The sequence below is a fragment of the Microbulbifer mixtoriginis (SeqCode) genome (genome assembly GCF_052468275.1).
On the sequence record NZ_CP174341.1, the window covers coordinates 3,361,110 to 3,376,182 of the forward strand.

19 protein-coding genes are annotated in these 15,073 nt (G+C 51.6%); all 19 read right to left on the reverse strand.

The annotated features are described in order from the left end of the window. Positions 1–81: 81 nt before the first annotated feature. Positions 82–414: a preprotein translocase subunit YajC gene (yajC, locus tag ACJJIC_RS14535; protein ID WP_020415218.1), complete on the reverse strand. Its 333-nt coding sequence runs from the start codon at positions 412–414 to the stop codon at positions 82–84. A gap of 115 nt (positions 415–529) precedes the next feature. Next, positions 530–976, reverse strand: coding sequence for a helix-turn-helix domain-containing protein (locus tag ACJJIC_RS14540; RefSeq protein WP_020415217.1), 447 nt, complete (start codon positions 974–976; stop codon positions 530–532). Between the two features lie 422 nt (positions 977–1,398). Next, the gene (gene bcp, locus ACJJIC_RS14545; protein WP_445357261.1) at positions 1,399–1,875 is read right to left on the reverse strand and encodes a thioredoxin-dependent thiol peroxidase; all 477 of its coding nucleotides are present in this window, start codon (positions 1,873–1,875) and stop codon (positions 1,399–1,401) included. 82 nt (positions 1,876–1,957) lie between these two features. Beyond that, positions 1,958–2,479 carry a DUF2244 domain-containing protein gene (locus tag ACJJIC_RS14550; RefSeq protein ID WP_444886357.1) on the reverse strand — a complete coding sequence of 174 codons (522 nt, stop codon included), beginning with the start codon at positions 2,477–2,479 and terminating at the stop codon, positions 1,958–1,960. A 394-nt stretch (positions 2,480–2,873) separates the two neighbouring features. Next, entirely contained in the window at positions 2,874–3,854 is a 981-nt protein-coding gene (locus ACJJIC_RS14555; RefSeq protein ID WP_252081829.1) for a malate dehydrogenase, read from the reverse strand. Between the two features lie 131 nt (positions 3,855–3,985). Beyond that, positions 3,986–4,609, reverse strand: coding sequence for a dUTP diphosphatase (locus tag ACJJIC_RS14560; RefSeq protein WP_444925216.1), 624 nt, complete (start codon positions 4,607–4,609; stop codon positions 3,986–3,988). Between the two features lie 28 nt (positions 4,610–4,637). Continuing rightward, complete coding sequence (locus ACJJIC_RS14565) at positions 4,638–5,414, reverse strand: TatD family hydrolase (protein ID WP_445357262.1); 777 nt, start codon at positions 5,412–5,414, stop codon at positions 4,638–4,640. A 7-nt stretch (positions 5,415–5,421) separates the two neighbouring features. After that, the gene (locus tag ACJJIC_RS14570; RefSeq protein ID WP_020415211.1) at positions 5,422–5,775 is read right to left on the reverse strand and encodes a PilZ domain-containing protein; all 354 of its coding nucleotides are present in this window, start codon (positions 5,773–5,775) and stop codon (positions 5,422–5,424) included. A 128-nt stretch (positions 5,776–5,903) separates the two neighbouring features. Continuing rightward, positions 5,904–6,923, reverse strand: a complete 1,020-nt coding sequence (locus ACJJIC_RS14575; protein ID WP_445357263.1) for a DNA polymerase III subunit delta' — start codon at positions 6,921–6,923, stop codon at positions 5,904–5,906. Positions 6,924–6,990: 67 nt separating this feature from the next. Further along, complete coding sequence (gene tmk / locus ACJJIC_RS14580; protein ID WP_445357264.1) at positions 6,991–7,611, reverse strand: dTMP kinase; 621 nt, start codon at positions 7,609–7,611, stop codon at positions 6,991–6,993. 5 nt (positions 7,612–7,616) lie between these two features. Beyond that, positions 7,617–8,681, reverse strand: a complete 1,065-nt coding sequence (mltG, locus tag ACJJIC_RS14585) for an endolytic transglycosylase MltG (RefSeq protein WP_445357265.1) — start codon at positions 8,679–8,681, stop codon at positions 7,617–7,619. Further along, entirely contained in the window at positions 8,675–9,406 is a 732-nt protein-coding gene (locus ACJJIC_RS14590) for an aminotransferase class IV (RefSeq protein WP_444884692.1), read from the reverse strand. The genes mltG and ACJJIC_RS14590 overlap by 7 nt, the downstream gene beginning before the upstream one ends. A 79-nt stretch (positions 9,407–9,485) precedes the next feature. Continuing rightward, positions 9,486–10,727, reverse strand: a complete 1,242-nt coding sequence (gene fabF, locus ACJJIC_RS14595; protein WP_252081834.1) for a beta-ketoacyl-ACP synthase II — start codon at positions 10,725–10,727, stop codon at positions 9,486–9,488. Between the two features lie 195 nt (positions 10,728–10,922). Further along, a complete protein-coding gene (gene acpP / locus ACJJIC_RS14600) occupies positions 10,923–11,159 on the reverse strand; it encodes an acyl carrier protein (protein WP_152453358.1) in 237 nt (78 codons plus the stop codon). 222 nt (positions 11,160–11,381) lie between these two features. Continuing rightward, on the reverse strand, positions 11,382–12,137 hold the full coding sequence (gene fabG / locus ACJJIC_RS14605; RefSeq protein WP_252081835.1) for a 3-oxoacyl-ACP reductase FabG: 756 nt from the start codon (positions 12,135–12,137) through the stop codon (positions 11,382–11,384). 45 nt (positions 12,138–12,182) lie between these two features. Further along, a complete protein-coding gene (gene fabD, locus ACJJIC_RS14610) occupies positions 12,183–13,127 on the reverse strand; it encodes an ACP S-malonyltransferase (RefSeq protein ID WP_252081836.1) in 945 nt (314 codons plus the stop codon). A 52-nt stretch (positions 13,128–13,179) separates the two neighbouring features. After that, on the reverse strand, positions 13,180–14,226 hold the full coding sequence (plsX, locus tag ACJJIC_RS14615) for a phosphate acyltransferase PlsX (RefSeq protein WP_444909464.1): 1,047 nt from the start codon (positions 14,224–14,226) through the stop codon (positions 13,180–13,182). 3 nt (positions 14,227–14,229) lie between these two features. Continuing rightward, complete coding sequence (rpmF, locus tag ACJJIC_RS14620) at positions 14,230–14,424, reverse strand: 50S ribosomal protein L32 (protein WP_252081838.1); 195 nt, start codon at positions 14,422–14,424, stop codon at positions 14,230–14,232. A gap of 74 nt (positions 14,425–14,498) precedes the next feature. Further along, positions 14,499–15,041, reverse strand: coding sequence for a YceD family protein (locus tag ACJJIC_RS14625; RefSeq protein WP_252081839.1), 543 nt, complete (start codon positions 15,039–15,041; stop codon positions 14,499–14,501). Between the last annotated feature and the right edge of the window lie 32 nt (positions 15,042–15,073).

Consider the following 15,073-nt stretch of genomic DNA (forward strand, 5'->3'; position numbering starts at 1 on the left):
TCTCACTTGCCGAAAAACGAGAAAGCCCGGCATATGCCGGGCTTTCCAATCTGAATCACTAAAAAATCTAGTAAAAAGCTATCAGATCTTCTTTATCGTGCCCTTGGGCAAAACAGCATGAACTGCTACTTTCTGGAACTTCAAAGACATATTGTCTGCAACTTCCAGCACGATGTAATCTTCGTCCACCTTGTCTACACGACCCAGCATACCGCTGCTCATCACGACTTCGTCACCCTTTTTCAGTGCACCAACCAACTCTTGATGCTCCTTCTGGCGCTTGCGCTGAGGACGGATGATAAAAAACCACATGAAAGCGAACAGGCCCGCAAACATCAACAGGGTGATCATGGGGTTGCCCTGTGGCGCCGGTGCCGCTTGCTGTGCCATGGCGGAGGGGATAAAAAAGCTCATGCAAAACCTCAAAGAGTCAGCCTATAAAATTGCCGCCAACTCTAACGGGTTTCCCCTGTTGAGGCAACGGATTGGGCCGATCAACAGGAGACCGGCCTAACCAATTCGCACTCACTTAAAAGCGTTGACGCACCTGACGGCGATAACCAGTTGGCGACATACCGGTCCAGCGCTTGAAGGCACTGGTAAAGCTGGTCCGATCAGAAAAATCCAAAATCCTTGAAATTCCGTCAACACTCAGGGCGGTATCTTTGAGGAAGTGCACCGCGTGGCGGAAGCGCACGTGGTCACGCAGTGAGGCAAAGCTCAAGTTATGCTCCTGCAAACGACGCTGCAAAGTCCGGGTGGACATGCTTAAGTCGGAAGCAACGGGGCGAATAGCGAGAGAAGCCTTACCAATGCGCTGTTCGAGCACATCGATGACTCTGGCAGCAATGCCAAAGCTGGTAGCTTCCGGTGGGGCCAGCAGCTGGTCGAGAATATTCGGGTCGCCGGATATTCTGGCCTGCTGCAGGGATTTATCTTCAGAGAGCGAAGTCTGGTCGGGCTGAGTATGGTTCATCGAGCTGCTCCTTTTGAGTTCCGTGAGCCGCAGTTATTTTTCTATGTCCGCATCCAGCGAATCCCGGTTGCCCCTGCCCACACCAACACACCTACAACTTCGGCGGACTACTACTCGATGCGGGATGCACCAAAAACAGACATCGAATCCTTCACAGAGATGTACAATTTTTAAACTAACCGCTCCGGCAATACCCAAAGAGAAACACTCTCTCGCCGGCGCACCTTTCCTTTACATCTGCCAGTATAGACCAAGAATTGAGAATGCAAGGGGCGACAGTGGTTTTTTTCATCTTATTGTGCCGTAGAAGACAAAATTGAATGGTTCCGGTACGCAATTTCAATGAAAACTCAAGGAAATTCGGGGGCCAGAGGCTACCCTACCCCCTTAGAAAGAGTTTGCAGAAGCTGTGTAACAGATAATCAATCCAGATTTTCAGCCACCCAGCCAAGCACATCATCACTGTGGGTCTTGGTTTTCACTTTGTCGAGAACATGGCGTAAGCGTCCACTTTTGTCGATGATAAAAGTTGTCCGGATTAGCCCCATATACTCTTTGCCCATAAACTTCTTCAGCCCCCAGCAACCGTACTTGTCCGCAATCTTGTGATCCTCATCGGACAGGAGGTCGAAGTTCAGCTCATGTTTATCAATAAATCGCTGCAACTTAGCTTCTGGGTCTGGGCTCACACCGAGAACAACAGTGTCTAGCTCCTTAAACGCATCGGCACTATCCCGGATACCACAAGCCTGTGTTGTACAACCTGGGGTCAGTGCCTTTGGGTAGAAATAAAGCACAACATTGCTTTTTTCGCGGAAATCTTTCAGTGAAACCTTCTCTCCGCTTTGGTTTGTCAGTGTGAATGCCGGTGCCAAATTGCCAATTTTGGGAAAAGACATAAGAAATCCCCTGAAGTGTTGGTTTAAGTTTTGGGGGGATTATAACGAAAAGTACTAACTGAAATGCCAAGAACTCCATCATTCAAAACTGGTGCAGGCGAAACTCCTTCTCCCTGCGCGCAAAAATGCCTATTTTCCTCAGCTTTTGCACTAACTCTGCCTTCTCTGCATCGGTCAAAAACTCACCTACCTCCAGGCATCCTTCTGGACCGCTAAAGGTCACCGAGGCAGGCTCAGCCGGACTGTTACCCATCCTCACCAGCAAGGCAAGATTTCCCCGTGAGAACTCCCGATGATAGACAGATTGCTGGCGGAACCCTTTACAACAATCGAACACAACCCGCTCATCGCTAATGCGGATTACTTCGCGACGGGTCCCTTCTAGGTAGACATAGGTGAATAAAACTGCAAGTAGTAAAATTTCCAACCCTGCAAATGGCAGGATCATCCAAGCCCCAGCAAAGGCAAAAGCCAAACTAATACCAAGGGAAACACCAACCAGGGAAAAGAACACCCAAAGATTTCCCGTTGCCGACAGGGATTGATTAGGCTGAAGAAGAATACAGGCGCATCGAGGGGCTTGGCGGCCGACTTCTGTGACCATGGCAAATACTTCCAGGCAATACTTACCTAATCAGTGTAGTGCCGCCGCCATCAGCCCACACTCGTATAACGACCCGCCAGTATTCAGGCTACCCCATTCTATTTTAAATACCATTAGCAAAAGTCACTTTATTAAGCTGCGGCTAAAGGAACCCTAATCTAGCCTTTCTGAATAAGCCACGGTTGGCGGGATTGAAAAAATAAGAGGAAATGCCCTCACTTGGTATCGCTTACTTCTTACTTGAAATACGCAAACTTTTTTATCTGGACTAGCTGGCGATTTTATAGCTACAGCGAAGTCAATAAATCAGCGCCGAAGAGCCAAATAAAAAAGCCCGCACACTGGTGCGGGCTTTTTAGACGAACCAGCCATCAAGGCCGATCAATCGACAGGGCTAGGGCAGCAGGTGAGCGACTGCATCACGCTCTTCCGCCAACTCCTGCTCGGTTGCAGTCATCTTCTCGCGGGAGAAGTCGTTGATGTCAACGCCTTGAACAATTTCCCAGTCGCCGTTTTTGCAAGTGCAAGGGAAAGAGTAAATCAGGCCTTCCTGAATACCGTAAGAACCATCGCTGAATACAGCCATGCTGGTCCAGTCACCTTCAGCGGTGCCCAGAGCCCAATCGCGCATATGGTCGATGGCAGCGTTGGCAGCGGAAGCCGCAGAGGAAGCGCCGCGCGCCTTGATAATAGCTGCACCACGCTGTTGAACCGTCGGGATGAAGTCGTTTTCGTACCACTCCTGCTCCACTTTATCCATCGCCGCAGCACCGGCAACCTTCACTTGGTGCAGGTCTGGGTACTGAGTCGAAGAGTGGTTGCCCCAAATAGTCATATGGGTGATGTCGTTAACGCTGGAATCAGTTTTGTTCGCCAGCTGGGACAGAGCGCGATTGTGATCCAGACGGGTCATCGCGGTGAAGTTACGCGGGTCCAGGTCTGGCGCATTGCGCTGAGCAATCAGGGCATTGGTGTTAGCCGGGTTGCCAACAACCAGTACTTTTACGTTACGAGAAGCAACGTCGTTCAGGGCTTTACCCTGTGCAGAGAAGATAGCAGCGTTAGCTTCCAGCAGGTCTTTGCGCTCCATACCCGGTCCACGGGGACGCGCGCCGACCAGCAAAGCATAATCTGCATCTTTGAACGCAATAGTAGCGTCATCGGACTGAACGATACCCGCGAGCAGCGGGAAGGCGCAGTCTTCAAGCTCCATAGCAACGCCTTTCAGCGCTTCTAGTGCCGGGGTAATTTCCAGCAGCTGCAGAATAACTGGTTGATCTTTACCCAGCATCTCGCCGGAAGCGATGCGGAACAGCAGCGAATAGCTGATCTGACCGGCAGCGCCGGTAACAGCAACACGAACAGGTGCTTTCACGATAGTTCTCCTCGTTTGTAAGCGGCCGCATTATAGGGCCTCTTGAGCAAATTTCACCTCAAGCGGAGCAATTCCCAACTCAATTTGCCTAACAAAACTTTAATTTTTTATAAGAGACGCCAAAAAAAGGCTCAAGCCGAGGCAGTTTCCCGGTAACGCTGCTGCAAAATGCGATAAACCTGCTCGCTGTAATCTACTGCCGAGGCATCAAGCTCAGCAGCGATTTCCGCTAAGTGCTCATTGTCTTCACGTCCGCCCCAGTTCTTCACATAAGTTCCTTCTTTGTAACCGTTATCCTGGCGGAATCGATTGAGTACGTTCTTTCCTACATAACGTTGATACAGTTCAGTAAAAGGCATCTCTGTGTCGGCAAGAAGCTGCGCAAACCCTGGCAGATCGAAATGTTTACTTGCCAAGGTGCTCAAAGTAAAGGCCTCCAGGTCTTCACGAAAATCACCGGGCTCTCGCTGGCCAGCCTCTAATTCCCTCAGCATCTTTTCAGCAACTTGGGCCGGAGAGCCCTGTTGCAGCTCAAGACTCAGGCCAAAATGCCAGATATCCACCAGCTCCAACTTTACCTGGTCGATATCCGGTTGCTGCTTTTTCCACCACTTCCAGCCGTAATGATCCAAGAGTTCCGCGCTTTCTACCCAGATCGCGCGATACCAGGCAAAATTTTGCGCACGCCAGTTTTTGTTAACAACGGTATTAATTTCGTCCTGCAGGGTCAGCATGACCTGCAATTGTTGCTTCATCATATAGGGAACTTCTAACTAGCCGGGCTTAGGCAGCCCGAGGAAATAATCGGAGAAAGTTTTCTGTAGTGATTTCAGCCAGCTGCTCGTATGAAATTCCTCGCAACTCAGCAATAAATTCGGCTACTTCTCGCACATAAGCTGGGATATTGGGCTTGCCACGATAAGGAATCGGTGCAAGGTAGGGAGAATCTGTTTCCACCAACAGGCGATCGAGGGGCAGTTTGCGCGCAACATCGCGCAGATCCTCAGCATTTTTAAATGTCACAATACCGGAGAGGGAAATGTAATAGTTAAGATCTAATGCGGCCTTGGCCATCTCCCAGCTCTCAGTGAAGCAATGCAATACACCGGCTGTTTGTGAGTTTCCGTACTCTCGAATCAACTGAATTGTATCTTCACGAGCATCGCGTGTGTGCACAATAACCGGCAACCCCACCTGACCTGCGGCCTGCAAGTGAGCAATAAAGCTCTGCTGCTGGGTCTCTTTGGTGTCCGTACTGTAATAATAATCAAGGCCAGTCTCCCCAAGTGCCACTACCTTGGGACGCTCAGCCATCGCGATCAGTTCGTCCACCCCAGCGAGACCGGATTCAACATCCAGCGGATGTATTCCAACAGAGCAAACAACATCCTCATATTTTGAGGCGATTTCTACGACGGCATCTGCATTTTCCAGACTGATACCAACACATAGGAATTTCCCAACTCCTCGGCTGCGTGCGAACTCCAAGACTGCATCCAGATCGCCATCAAATTTATCGAGTTTCAGTCTATCCAGGTGACAATGAGAATCTACGAGCATGTGAAAATTACAACGTGTGAGTAGGTCGACTGGATTCAAGGGTGCCAGCCAGGTAAGTTTCTATCTTGTTTTGTGCAATGTTGTCCTTGTCACCAAACTGAACGCCAATACCCGGCGTACGGTTTCCTTGGGCCCCATTAGGGGTTATCCAGATAACCTTGCCTGCCACCGGAATTTTTTCCGGCTCATCCATCAGGCTTAACAACAGGAATACTTCATCGCCGAGGCTGTAGGATTTATCCGTGCTGATAAACAAGCCACCATTTTTTACAAAGGGCATATAAGCGGCATAGAGAACCGACTTATCCTGGATTTTCAGCGATAGGATGCCGTTTCGGGCACCGCCTCCCATGGCTTTCATGCTCAACCTCAATGTTTTAAATGTTGCGCTAACTTATCTGAGCGTACTGTTTCTGTCCAGAACACTACACGTTCCCGATAGAAAGAAGCTTTATGCCCTTGCGTGTGGTTACGGCTTTACATTTCTCATTAAGCAAAAAGCCTAGACCACCGTATCATCAACTCCTCCAGCAACAAGCGGCGATTGGGATTCGCTCCACTCGCAAGTCCCTTCCGCGCCTGAACGAGGTGATCGTAAAAACCAAACAGTGGGCGCAAACTGCCTTGACCTATTCCCGGGAACCCTTGAAGAAGGATCATAACTTGAGTATCGCCAGTGGAATCACTACTGCGCACCCTAGCCATTTGGGCAACCCACTGTTGCCAAAATTGAATAAGCTGGCCCAGATCTGTAGGCTCGGGCGGAGTCTCCCAGCGACCTGCAGCTGCCACGGCCCTTGCACTACCCTGAGCTAGGGCAATTAGCTCCCCCAGAAAGCGCTCCCGAACTTCCTCGCATTTTGGCTCGGCCAATTGCGCAGCCAACAATGGCGCCCCACCGGCCAACGCCAGGGCCTTGGTTGCCGCACCTTCCTTCAAGCCATACCTATGCAGCCATTGCAATGCCATTTCTGCAGAAGGGGATGGAAAAGCAACAGCTTGGCAACGACTGCGAATTGTTGGCAGTAAACCTGCGGGAGAGTCACTGACCAGAAGGAAAATCACTGATGCCGCAGGCTCCTCCAGGTTTTTTAATAGCGCATTGGCCGCATTGGTGTTCATAGCTTCCGCTGGCGCCAGCCATACCAAGCGCGCCCCCCCGCGCCCACTGGTGCGGGAGACAAAATCCCCCAGCTGGCGAATCTGTTCAACCTTAAGCGGACCGCCTACCTTTTCAGGCTCTACCCGAAGAAAATCCGGGTGCGACCCCGCCTGCCAAAGGTGGCAATCCTTGCAACTTCCACAGGCCTGCCCTTCTCTGGGCTGCTCGCACAATACCAGCGCAGAAAAAGCCTCAGCAAAAGCGCGTTTGCCAAGACCAGGCTGGCCACTCAGTAATAGGGCATGAGGGCATCGACCAGCACGCCACTGGGTACCAAGCCGTTGCCACTGTTCCGTTTGCCAGGGTAGTAAAGAAGGAATAGGGGTATGTTCAGGTACTTCAGACACTGCCAATTGCCAAATTTGTAACTGGAAACTTCACCACACTAGTGGTGACCATATTTTAAAGCGTGCATCAAAGAAGCCGCTGTAACTCCTGCCCCAGCTGTTGCTGGACCTGCACTAAAGGTTGACTAGCATCGACAACGGCATAGCGCGAAGGGGCTGCCTGAGCACGTTCACGATAAGCTTCACGCACCCGGTGGAAGAAAGCCAGCTGCTCACTTTCAAACCGGTCGGCAGCTCCAGTACTGGCAGCGCGCTGTAAACCTATTTGCGGGTCCAAATCTAAAAGAAGCACCTTATCAGGCCGCAAATCTCCCTGCACATCATTTTCTAAGCGCTCGATTAGAGCCTTGTCAAGCGCTCGCCCCCCACCTTGGTAGGCATAAGTGGCATCAGTAAAGCGGTCACAAATCACCCAGTCACCCCGTTTCAAGGCCGGGATAATCACTTTCGCCAGATGTTGTGCTCGAGCGGCAAAAACCATAAGCAGCTCCGCCGTGGGATCAACAGCCTCGTCACGCTTAGCCAGTAGCAACTCCCGCAGCTGCTCAGCCAGGGGAGTGCCGCCTGGCTCACGGGTTTGAATAAATGGAATATTACGATCAGCTAACCACTGGGTAATAAACTGCAGGTTGGTAGACTTGCCAACCCCCTCCCCGCCTTCCAGGGTTATAAATTTTCCGCGCGACACTATTTCTAATTTCCTTTTGCCGGACTGGAGCGGTAATCCGCTCGTCTTTTCAGCTGATACTCCCGCACCGCACGGTTGTGCTCTGTCAGAGTGGCTGAGAAATGATGGGAACCATCCCCCTTACCTACAAAATACAGGCTTTTGCCGGGCTTTGGGTTCAGTGCGGCGCGGATAGCCGCGCGTCCCGGCAGTGCAATTGGCGTAGGGGGGAGCCCATTGATTACATAAGTATTATACGGGGTTGGCTGGCGAAGGTGTGCTCGGGTGAGGTTACCATCATAGTCTTCCCCCAGCCCATAAATTACGGTGGGATCGGTTTGCAAGCGCATGCCCATATTTAGGCGCCGCACAAAAACTCCGGCAATTTGACTTCGCTCGGAAGGCTGACCAGTTTCCTTTTCAATCAACGAAGCCATAATCAAGGCCTCATAGGGTGTTGCGTAAGGGAGGCCATCCTCTTTTGCCTGCCACTCTTCATCCAGCACGCGCTGCATACGTTCATACGCTTCGCGTAAAAGCTCAATATCTGTAGTCCCAGAGCGATATACATAGGTATCTGGGAAAATCCAACCTTCCTCAGCACCCGCTTTCAGGCCAAGAGCCCTGGCCGCGGCACTGACACTACTGCCAGCCTCAGATCTAACAATCCTCTGCCCCGAGCGAATCTTTTGCAGCGCCTGCCGGAAAGTCCATCCCTCGACTAAAGTAAGTCGATAAATGGTGACGTCACCCCGGTTTAACCGGGCAATTAAATCCACTGCCGTACTTCCGCTGGGTATCAGATACTCACCAGAGTGGATATCGGTTTTGCCCTCCCAATAGGCATAGGCAAGAATCAATCGCGGCCAGCTAATCACCCCGTCACTTTTCAGTTTCCGCAAGGTTCCAGATAAGCTGCTGCCTTTTTGCACTTGGAATTGCAGGCCCTTTTCTCCCACAGCCAGTGGAGACGCTAGGGCCATCTGTAACATCCACAGAGAGGCTCCGCCCAATAAGGCAACGAGGAGAAAACCACTAAACAGGATTTTCCAAAACTTGAAAGGAGAACTTGTCCGCTTTTTCTTTACCACAATGTTTCCATGATCAAATGCTGCAACCCTCGAACACCAGCCCCGATCGACCAACGTTGACGACCGATAATCTCGACAACCGGCAATACCCCGCGCACGCTGTTACACAATGCTACTTCATCAGCCCCGCTCAGATCCCGAATTTCTAAATCTCGCTCCTGCCACTGAATCTCACTGGATAACCAGTCCCGCATGACGCCCCGGACACCACAGCGATGCAAATCAGGCGTTATCCAGGTATTACCAAAGCGAGCCAGTAAATTACAGCGCAAGCTCTCGATAACCCTGCCCTCACTATCTAACATCAGGCCATCGATACGCTCCCCGTCAGGAAGCTCAGATTTCGCCTTATTATATCGATTGCGACATAGAAGTTTGCTGCCTAAGTTCCTACTTTTTGAAAGTGGTAGATAGGTCTTACAGGGGTAAAGTCGAACTCCAAGTTCAGTCTCGGCAGTCAACTTTAGCGGCAACAAGGACAGATCCCAGCACCACTCACCACCAACCGAACCCAGCCGCAATCGGGCGATAGCCATTTTCTGGTTAAGCTGCTCAACCAACCGGGGTATGCACTGATCAATCTCTTTAAGGAGCAGCTCATCCAAACCAGCATTCCGGGCCAGGCGCTCTCGGTGTAGCGGCCACAGCGGCAACCTTCCGTTGTGACAGCGCATGGTTTCGAGGATTCCATCTTCGTAACTCTCATCAGCAGGCAAGCTCAGCACAGGTCGGCTTCTGAGAAAAAATTGTGGCAATTTGCACATATCAGGATGGGAGTTGCCCACCCAGAGGCGGGCAGACAGATCAGGTTCGCTTGAAGATTAATGAACCATTGGTGCCACCAAACCCAAAAGAGTTAGATAGTACCGAATTAATTACTCTAGGCTGGGCCTCCTGAGGCACTAGGTTGATATTTTCACAAGCCTCGTCTGGGTCATACAAATTGATTGTTGGCGGTGCCATTTGATCGCGCAGAGCGAGGACAGAGAAAACTGCTTCAAGAGCTCCTGCAGCACCGAGAAGGTGGCCAGTCATAGACTTTGTAGAACTTACCGCCAGCTCCTCTAAAGAATCTGCAAAAACCTCACGAACAGCCTGAATTTCAGCCGTATCTCCCAATGGCGTAGAGGTGCCATGTGCATTGATATACTGGATATCAGCAGCATTCATACCGGCGTCATTAAGCGCATTCTGCATGGAGAGTGCAGCTCCAGCACCATCTTCTGGAGGCGAAGTCATGTGATGGGCATCGCCACTCATACCAAAGCCTGCAAGCTCTGCGTAAATCTTTGCGCCGCGGGCTTTCGCGTGCTCGTACTCTTCCAGGACAAGTACCGCGGCTCCCTCTCCCAGCACAAAACCATCTCGACTTTTATCCCACGGGCGACTGGCCGTTTTGGGGTCATCATTGCGCGTAGAAAGCGCCCTGGCCGCACAGAAGCCACCGAGCCCAACAGGTGTAGTGACCATTTCGGCCCCGCCACATACCATAACATCCGCATCGCCATACTGAATGGTCCGCATGCCCAATCCCAGAGCATGGGTGCCAGTAGTACAGGCTGTTGTGACGGCGAGATTTGGGCCCCGAAGACCAAATTTTATCGACAAATTGCCAGCGACCATATTGATGATGGCACCCGGCACAAAAAATGGTGACACTCGTCGGGGGCCCTTGTCGGCAATTAACAGGGCATTATCTTCAATAGCCAAAATGCCTCCCATACCGGAACCGATACAGGTCCCCATACGCGACGCATTCTCTTCATTAATTTCTAGACCGCTATCTTCCATTGCCTGATTACCCGCAACCAGGCCATATTGCAAGAAAGTGTCCATCTTGCGCGCATCTTTTGCGGCTACATAAGGAGTCGGATCAAAATCTTTCACCATAGCGGCGAAGCGGGTTGAGAACGCCGAAACATCAAATGACTCTATTGGAGCAGCTCCACTGACGCCCTTTAGGATGCCAGACCAAGTCTCCTCTACGGTGTTACCCAGCGGGCTCACTGCGCCCATTCCGGTTACAACAACTCTTCTGTGCGACACTGCGGTCCCCCCGAAACTCTTACTGCCACTGCTCTCCCTTCAATCTAAGTACGAAGGAATCAACACTAGAACAGCAGTCACAATTCCATAGTGCAAATATAAAGAGAGCCGCGCTATGTAACATAGAACGGCTCTCAGAAACGCTTGGCTACGCACAGTAATAAAACTGTTCGCGCCTAAACCACCCAGCAGGAATTAACCAAGGTTGTCCTTGATGTAATCAATTGCCAGCTGAACAGTTGTGATTTTCTCAGCTTCTTCATCGGGGATTTCGGTTTCGAATTCCTCTTCCAAAGCCATTACCAGCTCAACTGTGTCGAGTGAGTCCGCGCCCAGATCTTCAACAAAAGAGGCTTCAGGCTTAACGTCTTCTTCCTTCACGCCCAGTTGTTCAGCAACGATCTTTTTAACGCGCTCTTCAATGCTGCTCATGATTCAATTTAACTCCTAGTGGGTAAAAATCTGTTTTAGTCGCTATTGTTATTTCGCCAATCCAATTAACGGCGATAACGACCGGCTCACACAGCTTTTGGATAATTCAGAGGCCATTGTACCCCAAGTTTTTAGGGTTGTAATGCACGGCTCTGCGGCACCATCAGCAAATACAAAAAACTTTTAAAAATCAATAGGTTATTGAAATATTTTCAACGTACCTCAGGCCATATACATGCCGCCATTGACATGTATCGTCTCCCCCGTGACATAAGCTCCGGCATCACTCGCCAGGAAGGCTACAACAGAGGCAATCTCTTCGGGCTGCCCCAAACGACCCAGAGGGATCTTACCAAGAAGCGCCTCGCGCTGCGCCTCAGGCAGCACTTTGGTCATATCGGTATCAATAAAACCCGGGGCGACCGTATTCACAGTAATGCCGCGAGAGCCGATCTCTGCAGCCAGGGACCGAGCAAAACCTGCTACTCCAGCCTTGGTGGCCGCGTAATTGCTCTGACCCGCGTTGCCCATGCTACCCACCACGGAGCTGATATTGATGATACGCCCCCAGCGCGCCCGAGTCATATCTCTGAGGCAGGCTTTTGTCATACGGTAGACAGCGGATAAGTTTGTCTCGATCACCGAGTCCCACTCATCATCTTTCATGCGCATGAGCAAATTGTCTTTTGTGATTCCCGCGTTATTAACCAAAATGGTCGGCGCCGCAAAATCATTTTTCACTACTTCTAGCAGCCCAGCGATACTTTCCGCACTGGTGACATCAAGTACCATACCTGCGCCATTGAAGCCCTGCTCGGCGAAACGCGCACTAATTTTTTCGGCACCACCAGCACTAGTGGCAGTACCGATGACCACTGCGCCTTGGCTGCCCAACATATCCGCAATTGCTGCACCTATGCCGCGACTGGCACCAGTGACCAGGGCAACTTTGCCCTCAAGGGAGGTCTTCAGACTCATACTTGCTTTATCCTTATTTGACCATTGCCATCGTGCCTGAGCAACTCAGGCGGCTGTAGATCTCAGTGCTTCATTAAAGCTGCTGGGAGTGTCTATACCGTGACAAACGGCACTGCGATCAATACGCTTGATGAGACCAGCCAGCACCTTACCCGGACCACACTCGACCAGCTGGGAAGCACCATCGTTTATCAGCTTTTGCGCACAGGCAGTCCAGCGAACCGGACTATATATCTGCTCAATCATCAAAGCCTTGATCTTCGCAGGATCAGATTCAGTTTCGGCATGCACGTTGTGTACAACAGGGATTTGCGGGGCACTGAATTCCGCCGCCTCGATCTGAGGGGCAAGCTTCTCCGCTGCCGGACGCATTAACTCAGTATGAAATGGCGCACTCACCGGCAAAGGCATGGCACGCTTTGCACCGGCCGCCTTACAGGCATCTATCGCCCTTTCCACAGCAGCACTATTGCCTGCAATTACGATCTGGCCCGGAGAGTTGTAGTTCACCGCAGCCACCACTTCACCTTGAGCGGCTTTAGCACAGAGCTCTCCCACCACATCATCATCAAGCCCAATCACTGCGGCCATAGCTCCTGTACCCACGGGTACAGCTTCCTGCATCAGGCGGCCACGTTCACGAACCAGGTGGACAGCATCTTTAAAAGCCAGGACACCGGAACACACCAATGCCGACCACTCCCCAAGACTATGCCCTGCCATGCGAGCAGGCACCGCACCACCACGAGCACGCCAATGGCGATAGAGAGCAACACTGGAGGCTAAAAGAAGAGGTTGTGTACGCTGGGTAAGATTGATTGCTTCCTGCTCACCATTTTGACAGAGATCCCAGAGGTCATATCCCAGAACTTCTGAGGCTTCAGCAAAGGTGGATTGGATTTCAGGGGCCTCCTGAGCAATTTCGGAGAGCATGCCGATCTTTTGAGATCCCTGCCCCGGAAAGACGAATGCAAGCGCGGCATTGGTCATAAGATATCCTTAAACCTGTTTGGCAAATTTCAGTAGGAGGGAGGTGTAGCATCTACCCCATTTCCTTTGAGTTTCGCTCGCCAGCTTGTACCAAGGCGGCGCCAACTCTGGCAGCCAAATCGGCATCGGCACATTCTTTTGCCGTCACCATAGCCCGGTAAAAAGCTTCGCTGCTGGCACCCCCGTGACTTTTGATCACGTTGCCCTTCACCCCTACAAAGCTGGCGCCATTATAGCGAGCGGGTTCCACCTGTGTGCGCCATTTTCGCAACAGCTTTATGGCTAATTGGCCAAAAAAACGTTTGAAACACCCCTTTTTCTCAATGGTGAACGCTTTTTGACCCATCAGTCTAATCACGCCTTCGGCGGATTTCATGGCAACATTTCCCATCAAACCGTCGCACACAACTACATCGACAGCCCCGGTAAAGATGTCGTGCCCCTCCACAAAACCCACATAGTTAACCTGCGGATCCCCCTCGAGGAGCTCGGCCGCCCTGCGTATTTCAGCAGTACCTTTGTGCGCCTCGGCACCAATATTCAGCAGTGCAACCTCAATGTCCTCACGCGGAACGCCAGTGTGGAGATGCTGAGCCTCAATACCCATACGCGCAAACTGCAGTAGATCTTCCGCGCTGCACCCCACATTTGCGCCGAGATCCAAAAGGTAGCAGGAACCGTGCCCTGAGGGTACAGACTTGCCCAGTGCCGGCTTGCGAACGCCCTCAATATTACCCAGAACACTGCGACTTAAGGCCAAAAGGGCGCCGGTATTTCCAGAGGTAACCATTGCCTGGGCACTACCTTCCGCCACAGCTTTTAGAGCTTGGGCCATGGTGGAGTTGCGCTTATGGCGAACCGCCTGCAAAGGGTTGCACTCTTGGGTAACAACCTGCTCACAAGGGATGATTTCAAGGCGATCGGGAATTTGGGCGTGGCGCTGCTCGAGGAGCAGAGCTTCTAATTGTGCGCGCGGGCCGAAAAGTTTCAACTGCGCATCAGGGAAATTTTGAAGAAATCTAATACAGGCCGGAACGACAGAGCGGGGACCTAAGTCCCCGCCCATTGCATCCACGGCCAATCGCAATTGGCTGGACAAAGCTTACTCTTCTTCGGAGCCGCCGCCGATGTCGATCACCTTGCGACCACGGTAGAAACCATCTTTGGTCACGTGGTGGCGACGGTGCTTTTCACCAGTAGTCGGGTCTACGGAGAGAGTTGCACCGGCGCCTAGCGCGTCGTGTGAACGGCGCATACCGCGACGGGAACGAGTCTTCTTGTTTTGTTGAACAGCCATTGCTAGCTCCTAAAATAAACAAATTTCGCTGGAACCGGGGCGCCTACCGGCGAGCCCAAACTCTAAGAGAAAATCTAGGATTTTCCCGAAGAACCCTTCAACTGCTCCAGCACTTTAAAGGGGTTTTCCCGTTGCTCACCCGCTTCAGATGCCTTCTCACCAATATGGAAAGTCTCCTTGGAGACACACTCCTCATCGTGATAAGCCACCATCGGCAGATTGAGCAAAATTTCATCTTCGAGGATCTGGTGCAAGTCCAGCTCATCACCATCCTGAATCACCGGATCCAAGTCTTTGGGAAGAGCCTTGCCCTGCTCTTCAGACCAAACGATACCCCAGCAAAACTGCGCCTCGAGCTGCTCGCCCACAGGATGCAGGCAACGCTGGCATAACAAATCCACCGTGCAGTGCACCTTACCGCTAACAGTGAGGTGATTTTGCAGGTCGCGGCCAAATTGGATTTCAGCCTCGACCTCCCCTTTCACAGACTCAACGGCTTCACGTAGTCGCTGCAGTGACTCCAGAGGCAAAATACCTTCCAGATACTGCTCGCGCTGCACCAATTTCCGAGCATCAACGCTCTTAGGCAATACTGATTTAGAGGGGGCTATCGACATAAGCGCGCAATTCTATGGACTCACCCTACCCT

Bases quoted from the DNA above. Each gene is read 5' to 3' on its own strand.
- yajC (WP_020415218.1), bottom strand. From the start codon at position 414: ATGAGCTTTTTTATCCCCTCCGCCATGGCACAGCAAGCGGCACCGGCG.
- ACJJIC_RS14540 (WP_020415217.1), bottom strand. From the start codon at position 976: ATGAACCATACTCAGCCCGACCAGACTTCGCTCTCTGAAGATAAATCC.
- bcp (WP_445357261.1), bottom strand. From the start codon at position 1,875: ATGTCTTTTCCCAAAATTGGCAATTTGGCACCGGCATTCACACTGACA.
- ACJJIC_RS14550 (WP_444886357.1), bottom strand. From the start codon at position 2,479: ATGGTCACAGAAGTCGGCCGCCAAGCCCCTCGATGCGCCTGTATTCTT.
- ACJJIC_RS14560 (WP_444925216.1), bottom strand. From the start codon at position 4,609: ATGAAGCAACAATTGCAGGTCATGCTGACCCTGCAGGACGAAATTAAT.
- ACJJIC_RS14565 (WP_445357262.1), bottom strand. From the start codon at position 5,414: ATGCTCGTAGATTCTCATTGTCACCTGGATAGACTGAAACTCGATAAA.
- ACJJIC_RS14570 (WP_020415211.1), bottom strand. From the start codon at position 5,775: ATGAAAGCCATGGGAGGCGGTGCCCGAAACGGCATCCTATCGCTGAAA.
- acpP (WP_152453358.1), bottom strand. From the start codon at position 11,159: ATGAGCAGCATTGAAGAGCGCGTTAAAAAGATCGTTGCTGAACAACTG.
- fabG (WP_252081835.1), bottom strand. From the start codon at position 12,137: ATGAGTCTGAAGACCTCCCTTGAGGGCAAAGTTGCCCTGGTCACTGGT.
- fabD (WP_252081836.1), bottom strand. From the start codon at position 13,127: ATGACCAATGCCGCGCTTGCATTCGTCTTTCCGGGGCAGGGATCTCAA.
- rpmF (WP_252081838.1), bottom strand. From the start codon at position 14,424: ATGGCTGTTCAACAAAACAAGAAGACTCGTTCCCGTCGCGGTATGCGC.
- ACJJIC_RS14625 (WP_252081839.1), bottom strand. From the start codon at position 15,041: ATGTCGATAGCCCCCTCTAAATCAGTATTGCCTAAGAGCGTTGATGCT.